Source organism: Streptomyces sp. NPDC020917, assembly GCF_044333795.1.
In the GTDB taxonomy this organism is placed as follows: Bacteria; Actinomycetota; Actinomycetes; order Streptomycetales; family Streptomycetaceae; genus Actinacidiphila.
This window is the reverse complement of the sequence record NZ_JBIRRR010000003.1, coordinates 1-23544: the sequence shown is the minus strand read 5'-3', so window position 1 is coordinate 23544 and position 23544 is coordinate 1. Positions and strand designations below refer to the sequence as shown.

General features: G+C 71.8%; 20 protein-coding genes. 9 read left to right on the top strand and 11 right to left on the bottom strand.

The window, feature by feature from the left end; genetic code table 11:
* Positions 1-2: 2 nt before the first annotated feature.
* The 3 genes from ACH4TG_RS07500 to pip form a co-directional block, all read right to left on the bottom strand.
* Positions 3-650: a class F sortase gene (locus ACH4TG_RS07500; RefSeq protein ID WP_398241226.1), complete on the bottom strand. Its 648-nt coding sequence runs from the start codon at positions 648-650 to the stop codon at positions 3-5.
* Between the two features lie 3 nt (positions 651-653).
* Positions 654-1067 (bottom strand): sortase-dependent protein, encoded by a 414-nt coding sequence (locus tag ACH4TG_RS07495; protein WP_398241225.1) that lies wholly within the window; start codon positions 1065-1067, stop codon positions 654-656.
* A 273-nt stretch (positions 1068-1340) separates the two neighbouring features.
* A complete protein-coding gene (gene pip, locus ACH4TG_RS07490; RefSeq protein WP_398241224.1) occupies positions 1341-2300 on the bottom strand; it encodes a prolyl aminopeptidase in 960 nt (319 codons plus the stop codon).
* Between the two features lie 200 nt (positions 2301-2500).
* On the opposite strand from pip, the gene ACH4TG_RS07485 reads away from it, so the two are divergent.
* Both ACH4TG_RS07485 and ACH4TG_RS07480 read left to right on the top strand, forming a co-directional pair.
* Positions 2501-4165 (top strand): serine/threonine-protein kinase, encoded by a 1665-nt coding sequence (locus ACH4TG_RS07485; protein WP_398241223.1) that lies wholly within the window; start codon positions 2501-2503, stop codon positions 4163-4165.
* 117 nt (positions 4166-4282) lie between these two features.
* The gene (locus ACH4TG_RS07480) at positions 4283-5002 is read left to right on the top strand and encodes a class I SAM-dependent methyltransferase (protein WP_398241222.1); all 720 of its coding nucleotides are present in this window, start codon (positions 4283-4285) and stop codon (positions 5000-5002) included.
* Positions 5003-5030: 28 nt separating this feature from the next.
* Here the strand turns inward: ACH4TG_RS07480 and ACH4TG_RS07475 are convergent, their stop codons facing one another.
* Positions 5031-5957 (bottom strand): helix-turn-helix domain-containing protein, encoded by a 927-nt coding sequence (locus ACH4TG_RS07475; protein ID WP_398241221.1) that lies wholly within the window; start codon positions 5955-5957, stop codon positions 5031-5033.
* Positions 5958-6143: 186 nt separating this feature from the next.
* Here ACH4TG_RS07475 and ACH4TG_RS07470 point away from each other — a divergent pair, with 186 nt between their 5' ends.
* Positions 6144-6527 carry a hypothetical protein gene (locus tag ACH4TG_RS07470; RefSeq protein WP_398241220.1) on the top strand — a complete coding sequence of 128 codons (384 nt, stop codon included), beginning with the start codon at positions 6144-6146 and terminating at the stop codon, positions 6525-6527.
* Positions 6528-6647: 120 nt separating this feature from the next.
* Here the strand turns inward: ACH4TG_RS07470 and ACH4TG_RS07465 are convergent, their stop codons facing one another.
* Entirely contained in the window at positions 6648-8162 is a 1515-nt protein-coding gene (locus ACH4TG_RS07465) for an MFS transporter (RefSeq protein ID WP_398241219.1), read from the bottom strand.
* A gap of 368 nt (positions 8163-8530) precedes the next feature.
* Between ACH4TG_RS07465 and ACH4TG_RS07460 the strand changes: the two genes are divergently transcribed.
* Genes ACH4TG_RS07460 through ACH4TG_RS07445 form a run of 4 tightly spaced genes read left to right on the top strand, consistent with a single transcriptional unit; the run spans position 8531 to position 12088 of the window.
* Positions 8531-9301, top strand: a complete 771-nt coding sequence (locus tag ACH4TG_RS07460; protein WP_398241218.1) for a PIG-L deacetylase family protein — start codon at positions 8531-8533, stop codon at positions 9299-9301.
* A complete protein-coding gene (locus ACH4TG_RS07455; protein WP_398241217.1) occupies positions 9298-10023 on the top strand; it encodes a 4-carboxy-4-hydroxy-2-oxoadipate aldolase/oxaloacetate decarboxylase in 726 nt (241 codons plus the stop codon). Before ACH4TG_RS07460 ends, ACH4TG_RS07455 begins: the two co-directional genes overlap by 4 nt.
* Positions 10024-10025: 2 nt before the next feature.
* Complete coding sequence (locus ACH4TG_RS07450) at positions 10026-11111, top strand: 4-oxalomesaconate tautomerase (RefSeq protein ID WP_398241216.1); 1086 nt, start codon at positions 10026-10028, stop codon at positions 11109-11111.
* A gap of 29 nt (positions 11112-11140) precedes the next feature.
* Positions 11141-12088 (top strand): catechol 2,3-dioxygenase, encoded by a 948-nt coding sequence (locus ACH4TG_RS07445; protein WP_398241215.1) that lies wholly within the window; start codon positions 11141-11143, stop codon positions 12086-12088.
* Positions 12089-12102: 14 nt separating this feature from the next.
* Here ACH4TG_RS07445 and ACH4TG_RS07440 read toward each other — a convergent pair whose 3' ends face one another.
* From ACH4TG_RS07440 to ACH4TG_RS07425, 4 genes are all read right to left on the bottom strand, one after another.
* Positions 12103-12786 carry an alpha/beta fold hydrolase gene (locus tag ACH4TG_RS07440; protein ID WP_398241214.1) on the bottom strand — a complete coding sequence of 228 codons (684 nt, stop codon included), beginning with the start codon at positions 12784-12786 and terminating at the stop codon, positions 12103-12105.
* Positions 12787-12923: 137 nt separating this feature from the next.
* Entirely contained in the window at positions 12924-13598 is a 675-nt protein-coding gene (locus ACH4TG_RS07435; protein WP_398241213.1) for a GntR family transcriptional regulator, read from the bottom strand.
* A gap of 134 nt (positions 13599-13732) precedes the next feature.
* Entirely contained in the window at positions 13733-14527 is a 795-nt protein-coding gene (locus tag ACH4TG_RS07430; RefSeq protein ID WP_398241212.1) for a maleylpyruvate isomerase family mycothiol-dependent enzyme, read from the bottom strand.
* Entirely contained in the window at positions 14484-15155 is a 672-nt protein-coding gene (locus ACH4TG_RS07425; protein ID WP_398241211.1) for a TetR/AcrR family transcriptional regulator, read from the bottom strand. The genes ACH4TG_RS07430 and ACH4TG_RS07425 overlap by 44 nt, the downstream gene beginning before the upstream one ends.
* Positions 15156-15378: 223 nt before the next feature.
* Between ACH4TG_RS07425 and ACH4TG_RS07420 the strand changes: the two genes are divergently transcribed.
* Positions 15379-15933, top strand: coding sequence for a GNAT family N-acetyltransferase (locus tag ACH4TG_RS07420; RefSeq protein ID WP_398241210.1), 555 nt, complete (start codon positions 15379-15381; stop codon positions 15931-15933).
* Positions 15934-16040: 107 nt separating this feature from the next.
* Here ACH4TG_RS07420 and ACH4TG_RS07415 read toward each other — a convergent pair whose 3' ends face one another.
* Positions 16041-19121, bottom strand: a complete 3081-nt coding sequence (locus ACH4TG_RS07415; protein ID WP_398241209.1) for a LamG domain-containing protein — start codon at positions 19119-19121, stop codon at positions 16041-16043.
* A 429-nt stretch (positions 19122-19550) separates the two neighbouring features.
* Between ACH4TG_RS07415 and ACH4TG_RS07410 the strand changes: the two genes are divergently transcribed.
* Positions 19551-20120: a GNAT family N-acetyltransferase gene (locus ACH4TG_RS07410; RefSeq protein ID WP_398241208.1), complete on the top strand. Its 570-nt coding sequence runs from the start codon at positions 19551-19553 to the stop codon at positions 20118-20120.
* Between the two features lie 50 nt (positions 20121-20170).
* On the opposite strand, the gene ACH4TG_RS07405 is transcribed toward ACH4TG_RS07410, so the two are convergent.
* Positions 20171-23134 (bottom strand): CBM35 domain-containing protein, encoded by a 2964-nt coding sequence (locus tag ACH4TG_RS07405; RefSeq protein WP_398241207.1) that lies wholly within the window; start codon positions 23132-23134, stop codon positions 20171-20173.
* Between the last annotated feature and the right edge of the window lie 410 nt (positions 23135-23544).

Genomic DNA, 23544 nt, shown 5'->3' with positions numbered 1-23544 from the left:
CGTCAGGCAGGGGGCGTCACGGCGGTCAGCGACGCGAAGACGATGACGTTGCCGAGGTAGCCGCTGCCGGATCGCGGGCCGCCGCAGGTGATCAGCCGCAGTTCGGGCCGGTCGGTGTTCCCGTAGACCGCCCGGGTCGGGAACCGGTCCTTGGCGACGGTGCGTACCGCGTCCACCGTGAACGTGGTGGTGACGCCGTCGCGCAGGCCGACGACGACCCGGGCCCCCGGCTTCAACCGGGACAGCTTCAGGAACACGCCGTCCCCGTAGCGTCCGACGGTGACGTGCCCCAGGAGCACCGAAGGCCCGAGCTGCCCCGGCGTGGGGGAACCGCGGTACCAGCCGGCAGGGGAGTGCGCCCGGACCGGCGGCACCTCGACGGTCCCGTCCGCTGCCAGACCCAGACCCGTCACCGGGGTGTCCACGTCGATGTCCGGGACCCGCAGCCGCACGGGCACCGAGCGGGCGGCCGGTGCCGGCCCCGCCGTGCCGCCGGGTGCGGGGTCGTCAACTCCTGCGGAAGCAGAGGGAGTCGGCCGCCCGGCCGCCGCGGGTGCCGCGCTCGGCGCGGCACCGCACCCGGCGAGCAGCCCTGCGAGAGCGGCAGCCGCGACGAAGGTGGTGGGCGCGGTCGGCCGGGACGTCCGCACGGGTCAGCCCCGGCCCTGGAGCCTGCGGCGCCGCAGGGCCAGCGAGCCCGCACCGACGACGAGCACCCCCGCGGCGGCCAGCGCGCCCGTCTCCGCCGCGTTCGACCCCGAAGCCGGCGCCGGCACACCGGTGTTCGGGGCACCCGCGGGCACCGCGGTGACCTGCTTGCCGCTGTCCGAGGGAGCCGCGGTGGCGCCCTTGTCGACGGTGGGGGACGCGACGGGCGTCGGAGTGCTGCCGGTGCCGGTGCCGGTGCCGCTGGAGGCGGTGGGGGCCGGGGTGGCGGTCGGGCTGCCACCAGCACCGGTCGAAGGCGTCGGCGTCGGCGAACCGCCGTCCGCGAGGGCCGTTCCGGCCCCGCCCAGGGCCAGCGCCCCGGCGCAGGCCACGACGGTCACGAAAGACCGTGCACGCATGAGAACTCTCCTGTCGTTCGGCCCGGTCGCGCCGAGGTGCGGGCGCCGGGCTGCTTGCGGTGTGCAACCAGACGGAGAGACGACCCGCTGGGGGGCCGTGCTGTAAAGAGATGGCAAAGTCGCGATCATGTGCTGTGGCCGGGAGAGGACGGGGTGCCTCCTCCGCCGGACGGGATGAGTCCGCCGGACGATCTGAGTCCGTGCGGCAGGGGAGGCCGGCCGTCGCGTTCGGGCGCGACGGCGTGCGGCCACCGCCTTTCCCGCACTGCGGGGTCAGCGGTCCTTGAACTCCTCGATGGCGTCCCGGACCACCTGACCCGCGGCGTCGCTTCCGGCGTGCCCGGCATCCTCGATGATGTGCAGCCGCGCGCCCGGCCATGCCTTCGCCAGCTCCCACGCCGTCTGGACCGGGCAGCCCATGTCGTGCCGGCCCTGCACGATCACTCCCGGGATCCCGGCCAGCCGGTGGGCGTTCCGGATCAGCTGGTCCTCCTCCAGCCAGGCGCCGTTGCTGAAGACGTGCGCGCAGATGCGCACGAACGCGATGCGTGCGTCGATCTCGCGGTTGCTGTACATGCCCGGCACGCCGTTGGGTTCGCCGGTGATGACCGCGTCCTCCCAGGCCAGCCAGCCGGCGGCGGCCTTCTCGCGCACCGCGCGGTCGGGACTCTCCATCAGCCGCGCGTAGGCGGCGAGCAGGTCGCCGTCCCGCTCGTCCTCGGGAACGCCTTCGCGGAACCGGTCCCACGCCTCGGGGCGGAACCGCCCGGCGCCGCGGTAGAGCCACTCGATCTCCGAGCGGCGGCTCGTCATCACCGCCTGGATCACGATCTCGGTGACCCGCTCGGGGTACCGCTCCGCGTAGGCCAGGATCAGCGTCGGGCCCCAGGAGGCCCCGTTGAGCAGCCACTTCTCGACACCGAGATGCTCGCGCAGCCGCTCCATGTCGTCGACCAGATGCCGCGTGGTGTTGAGGCTCATGTCGGCGGCCGGATCGCTCGCATGCGGGGTGCTGCGCCCGCAGTTGCGCTGGTCGTAGCGGATGATCCGGTACGCCCCGGGGTCCCAAGCCCTCGTCGCCCGCCGCACGGCACCGGCCCCCGGTCCGCCGTGGACGACCAGGGCGGGCTTCCCCTCGGGGTTGCCGAGTTGCTCGTAATAGAGGCGGTTGCCGTCGCCGGTGTCAAGGAGCCCGGAATCGTAGGGAGTTGTCGGCGGATAGAAATCGACCATGGCCGTCGATCCTAGGGGCTTGCGGCCACCCGCGCCCCTGGCCTGCACGCCACCGTCCGTCCGGCCACCCGCAGCAGTCACCACCTCAGGCCCAACTTCCACTTTTTGCAACCGGGTTGAAAGGTGAGGCGTCGGTTCCTATTGGTGGGCGGCGACGGACGGTCCGTGGCACGGGTGGCTCCCAGGGGCTGGTGAGTGGGATGGGACCGCGGAGCGTCGGGCCGTTCCAGCTGGAACGCAAGCTCGGCCGGGGCGGCATGGGGGAGGTCTGGCTGGGCCGGTCCCGGGCCGGGCGCGCGGTCGCGGTGAAGCTCGTGCACCAGCACCTCGCCGACGACCCGGCGTTCCGGGAGCGGTTCGCACGGGAGATCGAGGCGGCCCGGCGCGTCGGCGGCCTCTACACCGCGCCGCTGGTGGACGCCGACCCGGCCGCCGAGCAGCCGTGGATGGCCACCGCCTACGTGCCCGGGCCGACGCTGCGCGAGCGGGTCGAGCAGGGCGGGCCGCTGGAGGGCGACGAACTGACCACAGTACTGGCCCAGTTGGCCGAAGGACTGGCCAGTGTGCACCGCGGCAGGATCGTGCACCGCGACCTCAAGCCGAGCAACATCATCCTCGCCGACGACGGTGTGCGGCTGATCGACTTCGGCGTCGCGCGCGCCCTCGACGGCACCCAGCACCCCCAGACCGCCGTCGCCGGAACCCGCGGGTACATGTCGCCGGAGCAACTGCGCGGCAACCACGTCGGCACGGCGAGCGACGTCTTCTCCCTCGGCTGTGTCGCGTGCTACGCGGCCACCGGGCGGACCCCGTTCGGCGGTGGTTCGCTGGAGGAGATCGTGCTCCGCACCCTGACCGAGGCACCGGATCTCACCGGGCTGCCCCAGCCCCTGGCCCGGCTGACCGCCGCGATGCTGACGAAGGACCCCGCCCGGCGCATCCCGCTGCGCCAGGTCATGGACGCCCTCGACGGCCAGGACGCACCGCGTGAGCCGGACGGCGGCTCGACGGCCACGCAGCCCTACGAGATGACGTGGTCGGACACCCGGCCGCCGACGGGGCCCGGCGTGGGCCACCCCGCCCGGCGCAGGGCGCTCGCCGCGATCGGCGTGCTTCTGCTCCTCGGCGTCGTGGCGCTGTCCGTCGACCTTTTCGGGCAGGGGAACGCGAAAGGCGGCGGTGCGCACGCCTCCGGCTCCAGCGGGCACAGCCCGTCGGGGCACGCGTCCGGCAGCGGCGGCGGTCCGCACACCACCGCGCCCAGCACGTCCCCGGCGCCGGCCCCGACGACGACCAGCGCCTCGCCGTCCGCGCTGCCGCTCAGCGTGCCCGCCCTGCTCTCGTCCGCGTTCAAGGACGCCGGCGGTGCCGAGTTCCTCCAGTCGTACAGCGCCACGCACGCGTGCTCCCAGGCGTCCGGAACGGCCCTGATCGGGCAGCAGTTCGCAGCGAACGGCTGCACCACCATGATGACCGGCGACTACCTGGAGCAGACCCGCACCACCGGCGGTGACTCCCCGATCCTGGTCAGCGTCGAGGTCATTCCCTTTCCGACCGCCGCCGACGCCGATCGGGCGTACGGCCTGCTGTACGGGTCGGAGTACCCCACCACGCTGTGGTGCCCTCCGCAGGGCGTCGGCCACCGGCCCTGCGCCGAACGGGGCGCGATCGACTGGAAGAAGGAGACCGCGGGGGTGGTACGGCACTACGGCAACTACGTGGTGATGGCCGTCGCGCTGCGTACCGACCACTCGTCCGCCCCGGCCGTGTGGAGCGCGATCGTGCACGCGACGTGGGCGGGTGCCTTCGCCGCCGGGCCGACCGGATCCAGGAGCGGGTCCGACGAACTCGTGTCCTGGTCCTGACCGCTGCCGGTCCGTGAGGGCTCGGAGCGAGCCGGACGGGCCCGGTAGTTTGGCCGGATGCCCGATACACCGCAGGAGCTTCACCTTGATCGCGAGCGGGCCGGGTCATTCGGTTCCGTGGCAGAGGAGTACGACCGCTACCGCCTGACCTATCCCCGCGAGCTGATCGACGACCTGGCCGGGCTGCGGCCGGCGAAGGTCCTCGATGTCGGATGCGGCACCGGCAAGGCCGCCGTGGCGCTGGCCGAGCGCGGACTGCCCGTCCTCGGCGTCGAGTTGGACGAGCGGATGGCTCAGGTCGCGCGCAGCCACGGTGTGGACGTGGAGGTCTCCGCCTTCGAGTCATGGGACTGCGCGGGGCGCACGTTCGACCTCGTCACCTGCGGTGACGCATGGCACTGGATCGACCCCGTGCGCGGGGTCGCCAAGGCCGCCGAGGTGCTGGACGCCGGCGGGACGATCGCGCGTTTCTGGACCTCGACGGTGGTGGACGAGGCCGTAGGTGCCGCGTTCGACCCGATCTACCGCCGGTACGCGCCGGAGGTCGCCCAGATATGGCGCCCGGCACAGGCCACGCCCCGAGTGCACGCCTCCGGTGCCGACCCCTTCGAACGAAGCCCCGCGTTCTCGCCGGTGGAGATGAGGAGCTACCGGTGGGAGCGCACCTTCGGCGCTGACGCATGGGTCGGTCTTGCCGCAACCGTCAGCGATCACGTGAGACTTGGGACGGACCGCCTCACCGCCCTGCTTCTGGAACTGCGTTCGAGGATCGATGGGCTTGGCGGCACGGTCCACGCTCACCACGAGACGTACGTCCTGCTTTCCCAACTGGCTTAGCAGGAAAGCTTGCAAGGCGAGGGGCGGGTCATGGGTTCCGGTGGGGGCCGAGGCGGCGGACTTCCGCGGGGGTCTGGCCGAAGCGGGCCGTGAACAGGCGGCTGAGGTGGGCGGGGTCATACAGGCCCCATCGGGCGGCGATGGCCGCGACGGTGCGCTGGGCGAAAGCCGGGTTCCGCAGGTCGTGGTGGACGCGGCGCAGCCGCTCTTCGCGGAGCCAGGCGGCGAACGTCTCTGGCCGGCGGGCGAAGAGCCGGTGCAGCTTGCGGGGCGAGATGGCGAACCGGCGTGCCACGGACTCCACGCACAGTCCCGGGTCGGCGATGTTCACCAGGACGTAGGCGGCGATCTTGTCGCTCAACTCCGTGGCGGGGTCCGACCGTTCGGGTGCGGTCTGGCTGATGGCCGCGACGAGCAGCGCGGTGAGGGCGTGGCCCAACGGGGCGCCGGAAGGTCCGGGCATGTGGTCCATCTGTGCGCCGAGTCCGCTGAAGAACGCACTGACCACCGCCCGGGTCCCGCTGTCGGCGGACAGCGGGACCGCCGTCCTGCCGCGCAGCCCGTCCGCGTGGAGGCCGAGCGAGGCTCGCGGCACCATGAGAATCACCGCGTCGCACGGATCGTCGTAGCGCAGCCGGTAGGGCCGGGTGGTGTCCAGGAACATCAACTCGCCGCGCCGTGCCCGGTGCCGGCGGCCGTCCTGTTCCCCGCAGACCGGCCCCCGGCGGTCCAGCGCCACCATGAACAACTCGGGATCGGTGGAGGTGATCAGCCTGTGCCGGCGGTCGACCAGGCCCTGCCCGTCCTCGATACGGGCCACGGCCACTTCTCCGGCGTGCGCCGAGCTGACCTGTACCTGGAAGGGCGTGCCGAGGGGTGCGGTGAGCTGCAACGGAACCATGATCGACGACACCGCGGCCTGCATGCTCTCCACATCGGTGAAAACCGCCGTCATGCCACCCCCCTGGCGACCAGTGCACTGCCCGGTAGAGGCTAGCCCGTCCCCGCTGCGCGCCCTGTCACGGCCGGTGCGAAATGGCGAGGAGGCCGGCGCATTCTGGCGAGTTACCGACGGCACCGGGCCCTACGGTCGCAGCTCGAGGAAGACCACCAACCACCCTCACAGCGAGGAGCGAGTCGGATGCGAGCGACACGAAGGGCGAAGCTGGCCGCACTGGCGGCGGCGGGCGTCCTGTCGGCCGCCGGGCTGGGTCTCACCGCCGCAAGCCCGGCACAGGCGGCAACGTGCGACAGCGTGCCGTCGGGGTACATCTGCCTGCACATCCATCACAACACGACGGACACCTGGACCTGGTCGGGCCCCTGGTACGCCTGCGCGGAGCACTACTACGGGAGCACCGACAACATCACCTGGGTGAGCGACAACCAGTACTCGGGCACCATGACCTGGTTCTACGACGTCAACCACAACTACCTCGGCTCGGTCACCGCCCCGTTCTCCGGCAGGCCCCCCGGGTACATGGGCGACAGCGGCGGCCGCGCCTACTACGTCCAGACCTGCTGACCCGCGCAGTGCGGTGAGCCCGGCGAAGACCTCCGGTGCGGTGTGGGACGTCGAGTCCTCACCGCACGGGGGGCTTCGCCGGGTACCGTCACGCCCGGCCGGCCGTACTCGTGGGCCCGGTCAGGCCGTGACCGCGCTGCCCTCCTGCTCGACGGTGGCGACCTCCGCCTTGCGCTCGCTCTCGCCGCCCAGGAACAGGGCCGTGGTGACGGCGCACAGCAGCGCGGCGAGGGCGACGATCAGGAAGCCCAGCGAGTAGCCGTGGTCGAGGGCGGTGACCGCGTGCGAGGCGGCCTTGCTGAACGGAACGTCCGGCGGGACGGAGTTGACCGTGACCGGGCCGGCCCCCTCGGCCTCGGCCCGGACGGATGCCATCGACGGGTCGGTGCCGACCGCCGAGTCGAACAGTGTCCCGGCCTTGCTGAGCGCGATCGCGCCGATGACCGCGGGGCCCATGGCGAAGCCGAAGTCGCGCACCATGCTGGTCGTCGCCGCGGCCATGCCCGCGAGCTTCGGCGGGACGGTGTTGACGACGGTCGCGGTGACCGAGGAGACGGCGAAGGAGAAGCCGACGCCGACCAGGCCCATCGGCACGACGATCGTGGTGAGCGCGGTGTCGGTGATCGGCATCCGGGAGGCGAGGAGCTGGCCGACGCCCATCAGCAGGAAGCCGCCGGTCAGGATCCACCGGGGCTGGTAGCGGGCCATCATGAACGAGGTCAGCGGGAAAAGGAAGATGGTCAGCCCGCTCAGCAGGACGAAGGCGACCGAGGTGCGGATGGCGCTCTGGTGCTGGATCACCTCCATGCGGATGCTGATCGCATAGGCGGTACCCAGGAAGGAGAACATGCCGACCACGGTGACGGCCGCCGCGAGCGCGAAGGCGCGGTTCCTGAACAGGTCCATCCGCAGCAGCGGGTTGCGGACCTTCGTCTCGACGACCACGAACGCCACCAGGAGGGCGGCGGCCACGAGGAAGGAGACGACGATGGTCGGGCTGCCCCAGCCGGCCGTCGGGCCCTCGATCACGGCGTAGAGGAGGGCGAACAGCCCGAGCCCGACGGTGATCTGGCCCGGCATGTCCAGCGAGCGGTCCTCCGGCGAGCGCGAGTCCTCGGCGAACAGCTGGCTGAAGGCGGTGCCCACCGCCGCCAGGATCACGATGATCCAGAAGGCCAGGCGCCAGCTCGCGTAGGTCGCGGTGAGCCCGCCCAGCATCGGGGCGATGAAGTTGCCGGTGGACAGCAGGGCCGCCCACAGGGCGATCATGCGGGCCCGGCTCGCATGGGTGTGGCTGCCCGAGGCGATGATGGCCAGCGTGGTCGGGAACAGCGCGGCCGAGCCGAGGCCGGCGATGAACTGCCCGACGTACATCTGCGCGACGCCGCTCGACGTGCCGGAGACGATCTCGCCGACGAGCAGCAGGAGCGATCCGCCGACCAGCAGGCGCTTGCGGCCGAACAGGTCGCCCAGCACGCCGAAGGTGAGTTCCAGGGCGGCGATCGGCAGCAGGGTGCAGTCGGAGATCCAGTCCAGCTGCGAGGCGCCCGTCGGGTGGAGCACCTGCTGGAACGTGCCGTTCAGGGTCGCGGGGACAGCCAGGCCGATCTGGGCCAGGCAGACCGCGAAGCCCACGGCGACGATCGTGGCCAGGCTCAGGCTCGTGTGGCGGAATCTCTGACCGGGCGCGGTGCCCGGTTGTCCTGGGGCTGACAGCGGGGTGGACAAGGTGGGTCCCCATTCCTCGGGAAAACGTCGGTGTCTTCTCGGACCGAGTGGTGCTCGGTCTTCTCGGACCGGGTGGTGCTCGACGGGCAGCCCACTGCCGAGGGGTGTCTTCCGCGCCGGGCGCGTCGACGTGCGAGGGACGTTAGGCCGCCGGGGACAATGGCGCAAGAGTTGTCGCGCATATTGTTGACGATTTTGAGAGCAGAACCTAGGGTCAAGCCGTCCGCGAGAACGCGAGGCCACACCGCCGGACGCGCCCCCCTTGGAGAGGCACCATGACCACGAACCCCACGTCCCCACCGGACGCCCCCGCTCCCACCGCGGCAGGGCCGCTCCTGGTGGTCAGCGCCCACGCGGGCGACTTCGTCTGGCGCGCCGGCGGCGCGATCGCGCTGACCGCCGCGGCCGGCCGGCCCGCCAAGGTCGTCTGCCTCAGCTTCGGCGAGCGGGGCGAGTCGGCCCGCGCCTGGCGCGAGGGGAAGAGCCTCGACGAGATCAAGGCGCTGCGCAGAAGCGAGGCGGAGAACGCCGCCGCCGCTCTCGGCGCCGACGTCGAGTTCCTGGACGCCGGCGACTACCCCCTGCTGGAGACCCCGCAGCTCGTGGACCGCCTGGTCCGCATCCACCGCGAGGTCGAGCCCGCCGTCGTGCTGACCCACACGCTCGCCGACCCGTACAACGGCGATCACCCGGCCGCCGCCCGGATGGCGATCCAGGCCCGGATCCTCGCGCAGGCCATCGGCTACGACGCCCCCGGCGCGCCCCTGGGCGCCCCTCCCGTCTTCCACTTCGAGCCGCACCAGCCCGAGCAGTGCGACTTCAAGCCGGACACGCTGCTCGACATCACCTCTGTGTGGGAGCGCAAGCGCAAGGCCATGGAATGCCTGCCCGCGCAGGAGCACATGTGGGACTACTACACCGACCTGGCCAAGCGCCGCGGCGTCCAGCTCCGGCGCAACGCCGGCCCCAACCTGGGCCTGCCCCACGACTGCCGGGCCGAGGCCTTCGTGCGCCTGTACCCGCAGACCACGGGAGTGCTGGCATGAGGACCGTCGTCGTCACCGACCCGCCCCGCGCGCGGGCCGAACTCGTCGAGAAACTGGCGCCGTTCGGCGTCGCGACGGTCCACGAGGCGCTGGGCCGCACCGGTTACCTCGGCCCCGGCATCCGTCCGGTCCACCTCGGCTCACGGATCGCCGGAACGGCGGTCACCGTGCTGTCCTGGCCCGGCGACAACCTGATGATCCATGTCGCCGTCGAACAGTGCCGCCCCGGCGACGTGCTCGTCGTCGCCACCACCTCCCCCTCGACCGACGGCATGTTCGGCGAGCTGTTCGCCACCGCGCTGCGGCGGCGCGGCGTGCGCGGCCTGGTGACCGCCGCCGGCGTGCGCGACGTGGCCGAGCTGCACGCGATGGGATTCCCCGTGTGGTCCGCGGCGGTCAGCGCCCAGGGCACCGTCAAGGCCACACCCGGAGCGGTCAACGTGCCCGTCACCATCGGCGGGCAGACGATCCGCCCCGGCGACGTGGTCCTGGCCGACGACGACGGTGCGATGGTCGTGCCGCGCGGCGACGCGGACCACGCGGTCACCGCGGCGGCGGCACGTACGGCCAAGGAGGACGCGTCGCGGGAGGCGTTCCTCGCCGGCGAGCTGGGCCTGGACCGGTACGGCCTGCGCGAACGGCTGGCCGGCCTCGGCATCGAGTACGTCGACCACGACGCGTACGCCGCACGCGGCGGCTCCGACACCACCACCGGCAGCTGACGATGACCGGTCACCAGCCCGGCCTGCCGTGCATGGTCATGCGCGGCGGCACCTCCAAGGGCGCCTACTTCCTCGCCCGGGACCTGCCGGCCGACCCCCGCGAGCGCGACGAGCTGCTCCTGCGGATCATGGGCTCTCCCGACCCGCGCCAGATCGACGGCATCGGCGGAGCCCATCCGCTCACCAGCAAGGTCGCGGTCATGTCCGCCTCCGCGAGCCCGGACGCCGACATCGACTACCTGTTCCTGCAGCTCGGCGTGGACACGGCGCACGTCTCGGACCGGCAGAACTGCGGGAACATCCTGGCAGGCGTCGGGCAGTTCGCCGTGGAGCGCGGGCTCTTCCCGGCCGCGGACACCGAGACGCGGGTGCGTATCCGGATGGTCAACTCCGGCAGCCTCGCCACGGCGACCTTTCCGACCCCCGGCGGCCAGGTGGAGTACGCGGGCGCCACGGCGATCAGCGGCGTCCCCGGGACGGCGGCCCCCGTCCTCCTCGACTTCGCCGGCACCGAGGGCTCCGCCTGCGGAAGCCTGCTGCCCACCGGACACGTCAGCGACGTCGTCGACGGTGTCCCGGTCACGTGCGTCGACAACGGGATGCCGGTGGTGATCGCCCGGGCCGCGGACCTGGGCGTGACCGGGTACGAGACGCCCGCGCAACTCGCCGGCGACACCGCGTTGCTGGACCGGATCCAGTCGCTCCGCCTGCGGGCGGGCACGCTCATGGGCCTCGGCGACGTCGGCGAGGCGCCGGTGCCCAAGACCACGCTGGTCGCCGCCCCGCGGTACGGCGGGGCCGTCACCACCCGCACGTTCATCCCGCTGCGCCCGCACGAGTCCATCGGAGTGCTCGGTGCGATCACCGTGGCCACCGCCCTGTCGATGGACGGCGCCGTCGGCCGGGAACTGCTGGCACCGCCCGCGGCCGGCGAAGCCCTGGGCATCGAGCACCCCACCGGACGGCTCGACGTGGCCGTCGAACTCGACGGGGACGGCGCCGGCGGAGGCGTCCGCGTGCGCCGCTCCGCCGTGGTCCGCACCGCACGCAAACTGTTCGACGGCACCGTCTTCCCCCGCTCGTACTGACCTCGACCCGACGGAGAGACCGACCCGCCATGGCACCCATGCACGAGATCGCCCACCTGGCCCACGTCGAACTGCTCACGCCCCGCCCCGAGGAGAGCCTCGACTTCTTCACCCGGATCATGGGCCTGACCGAGAACGGCCGCCAGGGCGACTCGGTGTACCTGCGCACCTTCGACGACTACGAGCACCACTCACTGAAACTGACGGCGCATCACACATCGGGGATCCGGCGCACCGGACTGCGGGCCGGCAGTCAGGAGGCGCTGGAGCGGCGGGTGAAGGCGATCGAGGCAGCGGGCCTGGGGATCGGCTGGCGCGACGGCGACCCGGGACTGGGCCCGACGTACCTCTTCCGCGACCCTGACGGCCACGAGCTGGAGGTCTACTGGGAGTCGGAGTGGTACCAGGCGCCGCCCGCGCTCGCTCCCTCGCTCAAGAACCAGCCGCAGCGCCACCCCGGGAACGGCTTCACGGTGCGCCGCCTCGACCACGTGAACTTCCTCGCCGAGGAGGTCGAAGCGACCACCGACTTCGTGTGCGACGTGCTCGGGGCCATGCCCACCGAGCAGATCCGCCTCGACAGCGGTGTGATCGCCGCCCGGTGGATGACCTTCGGCAACAAGTCCTACGACATCGTCTACACCGACGACTGGACCGGCAGCCGCGGCCGGCTGCACCACATCGCCTTCGCCACCGACACCCGCGAGGACATCCTCCGGGCAGCCGACCAGTTCCTGGAGAACGACGTCTTCATCGAGACGGGCCCGCACAAGCACGCCATCCAGCAGACGTTCTTCCTCTACGTCTACGAGCCCGGCGGCAACCGCATCGAGCTGTGCAACCCGCTCACCCGCCTCGTCCTCGCCCCCGACTGGAAACTGATCACGTGGACCGAGGCCGAGCGGGCCAAGGGCCAGGCATGGGGCCTGAAGACGATCGCGTCCTTCCACACCCACGGCACCCCGCCGGTGGCCTGACCACCCCGGAACGGCTAGGACATGGCAGCCTTCGCCAGGACCCGGGCGAGTTCGCGGGGGCGGGTGGCCATCGGCCAGTGGCCCGAGTCGAGGTCCAGGTACTCGAGGTGGGCGACACGGGCGAGTTCAGTGCTCTCCCCGGCGGCGATCCACTCCTTGGCGTCGGCCGGCGTGAACTCAGGGCAGACCACCGCGACGGGGACGTCGAAACGGCGCTCGTCGGTCAGACGAACGATCCCCCTGGCGACCGCCTCGGGGACAGGAACGGCGGCGGACGCGAAGCGGTCCCGGGCCTCCTGGTCGAGGTCGGCGGCGTCGGCTTCCTCGAAGGGGCCCCAGCCCGGGAAGGGCATGGCGCCGCTCTGGATCGCGAAGTGATCGGCGTAGGCCCGTCCGTCGGGTGCGGGAAAGCCCCCGATCAGGGCGACCTTGGCCACCTTCTCCGGCCGGGCGTCGGCGGCCAGCCAGGCCAGGCTCGATGCGGCGGAGTGCCCGACCACCAGGGGCTTCCCGGGCACCGCGTCAACCGCCGCGAGCACCGCTCCCACCTGGTCGTCCAGTGTCGCGGAGGCTGTCCCGTCGCCCTGGCCGGGGAGGGTGAGCGGCACGGGACGGTGGCCGAGCGCGGTGAGTTCGGGTACGACACCGTCCCAGGCGGATCCGTCGAGCCACAGGCCGGCGATGAGCAGGATGTCCACAGCGGTCTCCCGGAGACGAGTCGGACCAGCCTGCCGACACTATCGGCAGGCTCCGACACCCCGCTCAGGCCAGGGTGTGCGCTCCGCGTGCGGCGGCTCGGTCGAACCGGAGCCGGTGGACCTGGCAGGTCGCAGCTCTAGAGGCCGCGCATCAGGTCGGAAGGCGGTGCGGTTTCCGGTAGGGCCGCCACCACGCTCGCCAGGTGCGCGCGCATCGCCGCCTCCGCGGCCGCGGCGTCGCCCGAGCGGACGGCCTCGATGACGGCCAGGTGCTGCGGCAGCGAGACGGTGGTCCGGCCCGGTTGCATCGCGAGGCGGAACTGGTGGTGCACCTGCTGCGCGCGCAGCCGCTCGAGGACCGCGCAGGCCGTGCGCTGCCCGCTGATGGCGAGGATCCGGCCGTGCAGCTCCTGGTTGAGCGCCGAGTAGGTGAGCGGATCGCCGCCGGACACCGCGGCCCGCATCCGTTCCCCGATCCCCTCCAGCGTCCGCCGGTCCTCCTCGGTGGCCCGCTCGGCCGCCTTGGCCGCGCAGAGTCCCTCGAGGACCATCCGGACCTCGGTGATCTCGACGGCCTCGGCCAGCGGGACGGCCCGGACACGGGCGCCGCGGTTCTGGATGCGCTCGACCAGGCCCTCGGCGGCCAGTTCGATCAGCGCGTTGCGCACCGCGGCCCGGCTGGTGCCGAACTGCTCGGACAACTCGGCTTCCACCAGGCGCTGGTTCGGGGCGAAACTCCCGCTGGTGATGGCGGCGCGAATCGCTTCGGTGGCTGACGCCGTGGAGCCGGCCTCGGCCAGAGGGGGGCGCATCGTCACTGCTGTATCCCGCAGAAGTTGGCGACAATTTTGTCAGTCATCATACCCGAAGGCCCGGTGGCGGGCGGAGCGGAACCCTCGCAGGAGGGGTCCGCCGCCCCGGTCGGCCGCTCGTGAGCCGGGCCCGTTCAGAAGACGATCCTGGCCCGGTGGGCGGCGGGGAGGGCGGACTCCGCTCCGGACACCAGCTCCAGGGGTACCTCGTCGTCGCGGCCGGCCAGCGCGCGCATGTAGGCCACGGCGTCCGCCCTGACGACGGCCGTCGGCTCGCCCGCGCCGATCAGCCACGCGCCGCCCGCGGGGCCGGTGAGTTCCAGGGCGAGGGGAGCCTGCGACCAGGACAGGGCCAGGTCGCGGACGGCCTCCTCGACGATCTGCCGCTCGTCCTCGCCCACGCCGGCGGGCTGTCCCGTGGCCCGGGCCAGGTCGATGCGGTGCATCCACAGGTCGCGGTTGTAGACGGTGTCGAGCAGGTGGCCGACGGACATCCGCGACGCCCCGGGGATCCCCGTGTCGACCTTGGCACGCCGCAGCAGGCCCGGCCGGCGCCGGCGGGCCGCCACGGCGCGCGGCCACAGCAGCGCGAACCGCTCGACCAGCGCCGGTCCGGAGGCGGCCGCGTGGTCGGCGACCTGGGCTGCCATGTGCGCGTCCACCGGGCCCTTGCCGGGGTGGCGCCGCCGTCCCGCGATCTCGCGGCGCAGCATGGTCGGCAGGCTGATGTTGTCCTCGCACTGGGCGACGAGGTGGGAGACGAGGGTGCGCACGTCCCATTCCACGCAGTCCGTGGGGCGTCGCCAGTCCTCGTCGCCGAGCTTGTGGAGCACGTCCAGGGCCGCCCGACCCTGTACCTCGGCCACCGCGGCCGACCGATCGCGGTCAGTCCGCGGCAGGCGCGCGGCCTCTACGTAGGTCTGATCCATGGGACTCGCCCTCCTCGGGGGCGTAGAAGTGGAAGAACATGTCCACCGCCGTCCGCGTGAGCCGGGAGAAACGGCCCTGTTCGACCTGCGCGGACGGCTCGTTGGCGAGTTGCTGGCTGATCACACCGGACACCAGCGCCGTGTAGAGGGCGATGCCTTCCTCGGCGGCGGCCGCGGGGGAGAGTTGCCCGGCCTGTACCGCCGCTTGAAGCGCCGTCCGCAGGATCTCCAGCTGCCGCACCGCGGGTTCGAATGCCCGGGGGGACGGTTCGAATCCGGGAACGGGCCGCCAGTAGAGCAGCTGCGCCAGCACCGGGTTGGCCATCGCCCAGGCGACGGTGGCCTGTTGGCCCGCCAGGATCGCGCCTCGCGGATCCTCGGACAGGCCGGCCCGGTAGGGCTCCAGGACCTCGACCGTCTCGCGCATGCCGCGCTCGAACAGGGCGTCGTAGACGGCCGTTTTCGACGGGAAGTACTGGTAGAGCGAGGGCGGGCGCACCCCCACCCGCCGGGCGACCTCGGCCATGCTCAGCGCGGCGACACCCTCCACCGCCATGACGTCGAGCGCGGTGTCGAGGATCTCCTGCACGGTCTCCCTGCGCCGGCGCAGCCTCCGGTCGTCCCTCATGCATTGAGGAAACCCTAATACCCGTAGGGAAGTCAACACCCCGTTGGACAGGCCCCGTTCGCGCTGAGGGCGCGGACCGTGCCGCCGGTCGGCGAGGACGGGCGGGTGGGTGGACGGAGCGCAGCACATCGCGCAGCTATGCCAGCGCCGCCTCCCGCGCACGCACCAGCAGCGGGCCGACCGCCGCGGGACCGGCCGCTGCCGCAGCGTGATCAAATGAGGGATGACCTCGTTCTGGGTTGGTTCACGAGTGCGCCTGCGCGGTGTCGAGCCGGCGGACTGGACTGCGCTGCAGCGCTTCGCCGTTGACGAGGAGGGCCTGGGAGACCTGCTGCACCCGCCGCGCTCCGCCGAGCACTTCCGCTCGCGGGCGAAGGAGGCGGCCGGGGCCACTCCGGCCGGGGACCGGTTCGTGATGGTGGTCGAATCGGTCGAGACCAGCGAAGCCGTCGGGGTCGTGGCGTCGCACGAGGCCGACCCGAACATGGGCTGGTTCGAGTACGGCGTGACCCTGGGCGCGGACCACCGCCGCAAGGGCTATGCGACGGAAGCGGTGGTCATGCTGCTGCGGTTCATGTTCGCCGAACGGCGCTACCACAAGTGCGAGGCCCGGATACTCGCCCACAACGAGGCGTCCTTGGCGCTCCACCGCAAGCTGGGATTCGTCGACGAGGGCCGCCTTCGCGAGCGCGCGTTCTTCGGCGGTCGCCACCACGACCTGGTCGTGATGGGCATCCTCGCCCACGAGTTCGCCAGCCTGCACCAGGCGGCCCGCTAGGCGGGGCACGCCCGATCCCGACGTGCGGCATCCGCACAGGGATGACCAGCGAGAAGCGCGGAGCCCCCGGCTGGGGACGGCTGGGGGCTCCGCGGTGAGGGGACTGCTCAGGCCAGGCCGGCCTCGTGCTGCCAGCCGGCGACCTCCGTGGGGGTCAGCGCGCGGGTGAAGACCGCGGCGCGGTCGATCTCGCCGGTCAGGGACTGGCCGCCACCCTGGTCGGCTCCCAGGTGCACCGCACCGGTCGCGCAGCCGTTGATGCCCGGGGGATCGGTCTCCCCTATGGTGGTCCGGTCGACCTGCTTGCCGTCGAAGTAGACCGTCACGTCACCGGTGTCGGCCACCGTGACCACCAGGTTCACCCATGTGTCCATGGGCAGTTGGGTGGCGAACGTGTGGTTCGTGCCCGTGGTGATGATGCGCAGGGCGTTCGACGGGGTCAGGTCGAGGAGCAGTCCGTCGCCGTCACCCCCGCCCGAGGACTTCCAGTCCCAGATCCGCCGGTAGCTCGCGGACGGCTCCGCCTTGACCTCCACGGCGAACGTCGCGTCGGGGACGAACCCCATCGACGTCGCCGCCGAGGTGAGGTAGCCGCCGCTGCCCAGAACCGCAGCCGACCCCGTGGGCCCGTCCGACGCGTAGGACGCGGACTCGTGGGCGAAGGACAGGTCCCGCTTGTTTCCGGAGACGTCCGTGACGGTGCTGCCCGACGTCGGGTCGTACGCGGCCAGCAGCGGCGCAGTGGGCGTGGCGCACGGCGGCGGCGTCGGCGTGTCGTCGAGCCCGATGTGCCGGGTGCCCAGGCGCTTGTCCGTGGTGGCCGGGACGCCGGTGACCGGGGCGTACGGCCGGGCCGAGGTCGGTGAGCCGGGCTGCTCGACCAGGTAGGAGGAACCGGCCCGGGCGTTCAGCGTCACCACCGCGTCCGAGGTCGGGGCGACGACGATCGCGCCGGTGCTGCCGTCGACCACCTGGACCTGCCGGCCGGGCCAGGGGTTCTTGACCTTGAGGCTCTCGGTGGTGGCGGCCTCGACGGCGGCGGTGACGAGTTCGCCGTTCTCGACCTGGACGTCGACCTTGCTCTTGTGCTGGATGGCGACGGAGCCGCTGCCGTCCCAGTCCGAAGGCCACGCGGGGGCGAACCGGATGATGCCGTCGTAGTCCTGGGCGAGGGCCTCGTTCACGGCGGCGGCGACGTTGGCGGACTGCTCCTGGTACGGCTGGTAGCCGATGGAGTTGTTGATGTCGGCCAGGCCGTTCACATAGACCTGGTGGGCCTCGGTGATCGAGACCAGGTCGGCCTCGACCTGGGCGGGCTGCTGGAGCCGGGCCGCGTCCACGGCGTCGTAGGACCAGTCGTTGCCGCCCTTGTTCGGCCGGTTGGTGTAGCCGCGCTGCTCCAGCGAGAACAGGTTGGCGTCCTGGTCGCTGACCTGGTTCCAGGGCCACAGCGGCTCGAGTTCGAGGTTCTCGCCGTTGTGCCGCTGGGCGGCCGGCTGGTACGAGATGCCGATCATGTCGGTCCCGGTGGCGTCCGCGGCCTGGGTCTCGGCCTCGGAGTAGCCGGGGTTGAGCAGCTGGGACCTGGTCTTGGCGTCGGTGCGCGGGTACGGCGGGATCTGCGTCAGCGCGGTGGCGAAAGTGCCCAGCAGCGGGTCCTGGGCGGGGGAGTCACCGACGATCTCGGCCGCCTGCGCGATGATCGGGAAGATCGTCTTGTCCGCGACGATGTCCATGGTGGGGTCCTGCACCGACCACTGGGTCTCGTGCGCGTTCGCGACCGCGTGCAGCAGCCCGTCGGAGCCGACCTGCTGGTAGGCCAGCAGGAACTGGGCGGTCGCCTCCATGAACGGGAAGGCCCTGCGCAGGAACTGGATGTCCTTGGTGCCCTGGTACTGCTGCCACATGTACAGCGACACCTCGGCGCCGCTGCTGACGTTCAGGGCGTTCCACTGCGGCGCGGCGGCCAGGGCGCACGAGGCGTCCGACTCGACCGGGCCGTCGCCGTAGTAGCCGTTGCCGTTGAAGCTCATCGTCTCGGGCACGCAGGCGCCGGGCAGGCCGCCCATCTGCTCCTTGGTCCACGCCTCGATGTTCGGCAGGTCGTTGATGTACATGTCGAAGATCGGCGTGTTGAGCTGGTAGTTGCCCGAGCTCATGTTCGCGGAGATCTCGCCGCGCAGGTTCCACAGCCAGTAGTCGTTCGGCGCCCAGGTCTGCTTGTCCTGGTTCCAGGCGAACATGTCGGCCTCGCCGGCCTGGCTGCCGAAGTACGTGCCCTCCTTCGAGCTGGCGGCCGCGTCGTAGAGGTACAGCGTCCGCAGGTTCTCGATGTAGGCCGCGTTCCCGTCCGCGGAGTTCATCTCGACCACGCCCGAATGCACCCAGAACTGGTGCCACCACGCGCTCTGCTTGCCGAGCAGCGCCGTCTCGGGGAGCGTGGCGCTGCTGCCGATGACCTGAGCGGCGGTCGCCGCGGCGTCGCCGCCGGTCCAGTGCGGGGCGGCCACCACCACCCGGAAGTCGCCCTTGGCGTCCGGGGTGAAGTCGAGCTGCACCTTCGTGGAGCCGGCGACACTCGCCTTCACGTTGCGGCCGTCGGCCGTGATCGCGGCCAGCGTCCCGAAGGTCTGCCCGCTCGCCCCGTAACCGGAGCTGTCCTGCCAGGTCTCGGCGAGCGTGCCGGTGGTGCCGGACACCGCCGCGGCCGGGTGGCGGCCGGACCAGAGGCTGACCGAGGCGGTCTGCGCGACGTCCGGGTTCGCGCCGGACACGTCGATGACCAGCTCGTCCGCGGCGGTGGAGACCCACGCCTTCATCGAGATGCCGCCGCCGGACTCCTCCAGGACGCCGGTGGTCAGGTCGAGCCGGCCTGTGAAGTCGGCCGCCTGGGTCATGGCGGACAGGCCCGGGATGGCGACCTGTCCCGGGGACTTGCGCGACGGCATGGTGTCCGACCGGTTGAGCTGGGCGGTGAACCCGTTCGCCGCCCACGCGGACACGCCGAGCGCCCCGTTGCCCAGCGGCATGGACGTGTTGGGATTGGTGTTGGCCTTGGTCATGACGATGTCGTCACGGCTGACGACGGCGAGGGGGTCGAGGTCGAAGGCCCCGTTCCGCCAGGCGGTGGTCGAGGTCGCCGCCGCGCTTGCCGGCGCGGTGCCCGCGGCGAGAGCGACCCCGGACACGGCGGTGAGCAACGCGGCGACGCCGGCCACCATCGACCGGGCACGGCGCCGGGGCGGGGACGGGTGAGGCGGGGAGTGAGGGGGTAGGGACGGTCTCGATGACACGGTGCCTCCACAGCGAGTGCGACGCTCGGCAGCCTCGGCTGCCCTCAGTGATCCGATGACCACAACCCCAAGACATCCGACATTTCGCCGGATCGCAGGAGGACGACTCCCCGTAACCGCGCCTCCGGTCGGGCAATCCGTGGACTTGACGTCGGGTCAATGCTTTATACGGCGATCCGACTGGGGCTGCCTACCCCCTATAGCTCCGATCTTTGGCAAAATCGTGGCGCCCCCTTTGCCCACCCGCGGCACCCCGCACGAAGCCGGGCCGCGCGCCCGACGGGCCATTGGACGGTTGTGGGTGTGTGGGGCAGGATCCATGGGGTGGACATGTACCTGGAGACCGAGCGGCTGAGCCTGCGGCGATTCACGGCGGCGGACGCGGAGCTGCTGATCGAGCTGGACAGTGATCCGGCGGTGATGCGCTATCTGACCGGGGGCGAGGCGACCGCGCCGGAGACGGTCCGCGAGCGGCACCTGCCGTACATCATCGCCGGGTACGAGAAGTGGGACGGTGAGCTCGGGCTGTTCGCCGCGCACGAGCGCGACGGCGGGGCGTTCGTCGGGTGGTTCTGCCTGCGTCCTGAGACGGACGGACCCCGCGAGGAGGCCGAACTCGGCTACCGGCTCCGGCAGGCGTCCTGGGGCAGGGGCTACGCCACCGAGGGCTCGCAGGCCCTGCTGCACAAAGGGTTCACCGGGCTCGGACTGCGCATGGCCTGGGCCGCGACGATGACGGTGAACCATAGCTCGCGCCGTGTCATGGAGAAGCTCGGCATGACGTTCGTGGACACCGCGCCCGTTCCCCCCGACATGGGACGCGTCGAGGGCGCCGAGCACGGGGGCGTGCGGTACGAGATCACCAAGGAGCAGTGGGAGCGCGCCCGGATCTGAAACGGGGCCCCGAGCCGTCGGCTCGGGACCCCGTTCCCCATCCGGCCGGATCAGAAGCCGGAGTTGCCCGGGCCCCGGTTGATCGTGTATCCGCCGGGATTGTTGAGGGCGGCGGAGGACGTACCGCTGACCGTGGTGTTGCTGACGGTCATGCTGCCGGTGACGGTGTTGATGTCGAAGCCGTACGTGCCGGCCCCGGTGATGGTGTCGTGGTCGAAGGCCAGATTGCTGATCCGGTGGTTGTAGCTGAGCAGGACGGCCTGGTAGGAGCTGTCCTTGATGGTGTTGCCGGTGACGGTGACGGGCTGGGTGATGTCGCCCTTGGCGTCGGCGAAGATCCACAGCGCGCCGAGATCGGAGTTCCAGTTGTACTCGTGCGACCCCGCCCGCACCAGGAGGTTGTCGCGGACGGTGGTGGGTCCCGAGAAGTTCTGGCCGAAGGCGGTGCTGACGTCGATGCCGGACCCGAAGGCGACCGTGTCGCTGACGGCGTTGTTCTCCACGACGTTGTCGCCCCCGCCGTAGACGCCGATGCCGCCCGCCTGGACGGGCGACTGCACGGTGTTGTGCGAGACGGTGCAGTGGGTGACGTCGCCGCCCTCGGTGTCCAGGGCGATGTTGTCGTCGCCGGTGTTGCGGACGTTCGACTGCTCGACCCGGGTGCCGGAGGAGCCGCCGTGCACGTGGATGCCGTCGGCGTAGATGTCGCGGGCCCGTACGCCGGAGACGTCGAGTCCGGTGCCGGGCACCGCCCACAGGCCGACCTTGGAGTGCTCCATCCACACGTCGAGGATCAGCGAGCCGGAGGTGAAGGCGCCCTCGATGGCGGGTGCGCCCTGGTCGTTGTTGCGGAACGTGTGGTCGCCGAAGACCGCGAGGTCGGCGATCTGGGTGCGGCCGCCGGTCGCGTACAGGCCGCCGCTGCCGTTCTCCGCGGTGGACTGCAGGGTGGTGTACCAGGGGCCCGCGCCGCGCAGCGCGACGTCGCCGAGGCTCACCCGGCCGGAGATGCCGTACGTGCCGGCGGGCAGCCACAGGCCCTGACCGGTGCCGGACAGCTGGCTCAGCGCGCTGTTGAGCGCCGCGGTGACGTCGCCGCCGCCCGGGGTCACCCCGTATGCCGCGGCCGAGACGTATCCGGCGGGCATCGCGTAGGCGGCGTCGACCAGTTCGGTGTCGATCGTGTCGAGGGTGAACGTGCCGCCGGCGGTGGTGTCCTTCTGCAGCTTCAGGACCGTGCCGGCCGGCCAGGTGGCGGCGCTCTTGTAGCGCACGTCGTCGTAGAAGTGGTGGCCGCTGCCGTCGGCCGGGTTGTTGGTGTCGTAGTAGCCGCCGCCGTACAGCCACGCGTACTTGTTGGTCAGGGTGAGGTCGGTGACCTTGGTGCCGCCCTCGAAGAGGGAGAGCGGCGCGGTGGTGGGCGAGCCGTCGGACGTGTCGGGGATCGAGTAGCGCACGACCACGGAGTTGGCGGGCTTGGTGAGGGTGATCTGCACGTACTGCCCGGTGCCGGTGAGCTGGACGGCGCTGCGCCCGGTGGCCTCGGCGCTGAGCGAGGGGTACGCGCGGCTGACCGGGAGCACGCTGCCGTTGGTGGTGGCGTCGGCGGCGCGGTACTCGGTGTAGGGCAGCGTCGCGCCCTGGGTGGCGAGCGCGGTGCCGCCGTCGACCGACACTCCGTCCACGGCGACGTCGCCGGTGTCGCCGGAGTCGTGCTGGAGGCCGATCAGGTTCAGCCCGGAGCGCAGCGCGACGGTCCTGGTGACCGACAGCCAGCCGCTGCCCGCGGGCAGGGTGAGCTGCGCGTTCTTGAGGCCGTTGAGGTACAGCGAGAGCGTCTGCGCGGCGCCGGAGGAGTTGGCGTACGCGACGGAGACGGCGTAACTGCCCGCGGACGGCACGGCGGTGTCGATCTGCGTCTGGGCGCCCTGGGCGGTGAAGCCGGTCAGATAGCCGACGCCCGCGTAGCCGGCGATCGAGGTGCCGACCGAGGGGCCGCCGGTGAAGAACGCGGTCGCCGCGTCGTACGCCTGGCCGCCGCCGTCACCGGGCGGAGTGGTGGGCGGGGTCGTCGGCGGCGTGGTCGTGCCGGTGCCGACGGTGATGCTGTCGAGGTTGACGTTGCCGTTGTCGGAGCTGTCGAAGCGGTAAGCGACCGCGTTGGCACCGGAGTTCAGCGTCAGGTTCTCGGTGACCGAGCCCCACGTGTTCCAGTCGGCGGTCGCGGGCAGCGAAGTCTGCGTGACCTTGGCGCCGTTGACGTACACCGACAGGGTGCGGGTGGAGCCCGTGCCGTTGGCGTAGCGCAGCGCGACGGGCGTGCCGCCCGCGCTCGCCGCGGTCACCGAGAAGGTGGTCGCGGCGCTGCCCTTGTTGCCGTCGGTGTAGCCGCCGACGAAGCCGCTGCCGGTGAACCCGGTGTGGTCGGAGGCGATCACCGTGCCGCCGGACAGGGCCGCGGACTCCGCCTCGTACTGGCCGGCGGGCGGAGCTGGGACGCCGGCGAGGGTGAGGTTGTCCAGGTTGACGTTGCCGCTGTCGGAGCTGTCGAAGCGGTACGCGACGGTGTCGCTGCCCGCCGCCAGCGTGACCGCGGTGGCGACGGTGCCCCAGGTGTTCCAGTCGGCGGTCGCGGGCAGCGAGATCTGCGTTGCCCTGGTGCCGTTGACGTAGACCGAGAGGGTCTGCGCGGCCGTGGTGCCGTTGGCGTAGCGCAGCGTCGAGACATAGCCGCCGGTGCTCGCCGCGGTCACCGAGAAGGTGGTCGCGGCGCTGCCCTTGTTGCCGTCGGTGTAGCCGCCGACGAAGCCGCTGCCGGTGAACCCGGTGTGGTCGGAGGCGGTCACGGCGCCGCCGGACAGGACGGCCGACTCGGCTTCGTAGACGGTGCCGGCGGTGGACGCCGAGGCGCGCAGCGCGGTCCAGCTGACGAGGGCGGCCAGCAGGGCGAGCAGCGCGACGAGCGCGGCGGGCGCCGATCTGGGCAGACGGGTGCCCCGGGGGGATTCGGGCATGGGTGAACTCCGCGGGAGAAGTGGGGGAGAAGCGCGAGTGCTTGAGCGAGCGGCACCGTAGCCCCGCGTTCACCCCCGTGCAATGGATCCCGGCGGTCCTGCCCAAGGCGCGGCGCGCGGCGCGAAATGGGTGTGACGCCGCCGGCAAGGGGATGAGCTGCGCCGATGGCACCGCGCTCGCGCATACGCGCCATTCGGCGGTGAATGCGGTGAAGCTTTTCCGTCGGTTTCTTGCTCGGAATTCCGCGGCCGGGAGCCCGGGAGCCCGACCGCCTCGACCCGCGCCGGGGTCCGCCGCGGGGCCCTACTTCGGGGTGGGTGCGGTGGAGTGGCGGACGACGAGTTCGGGTTCGTGGAGGAGTTCTTTGGGGGTGGGGTTGGTGCCGTTGATCTGGTTGGCGAGGAGGGTG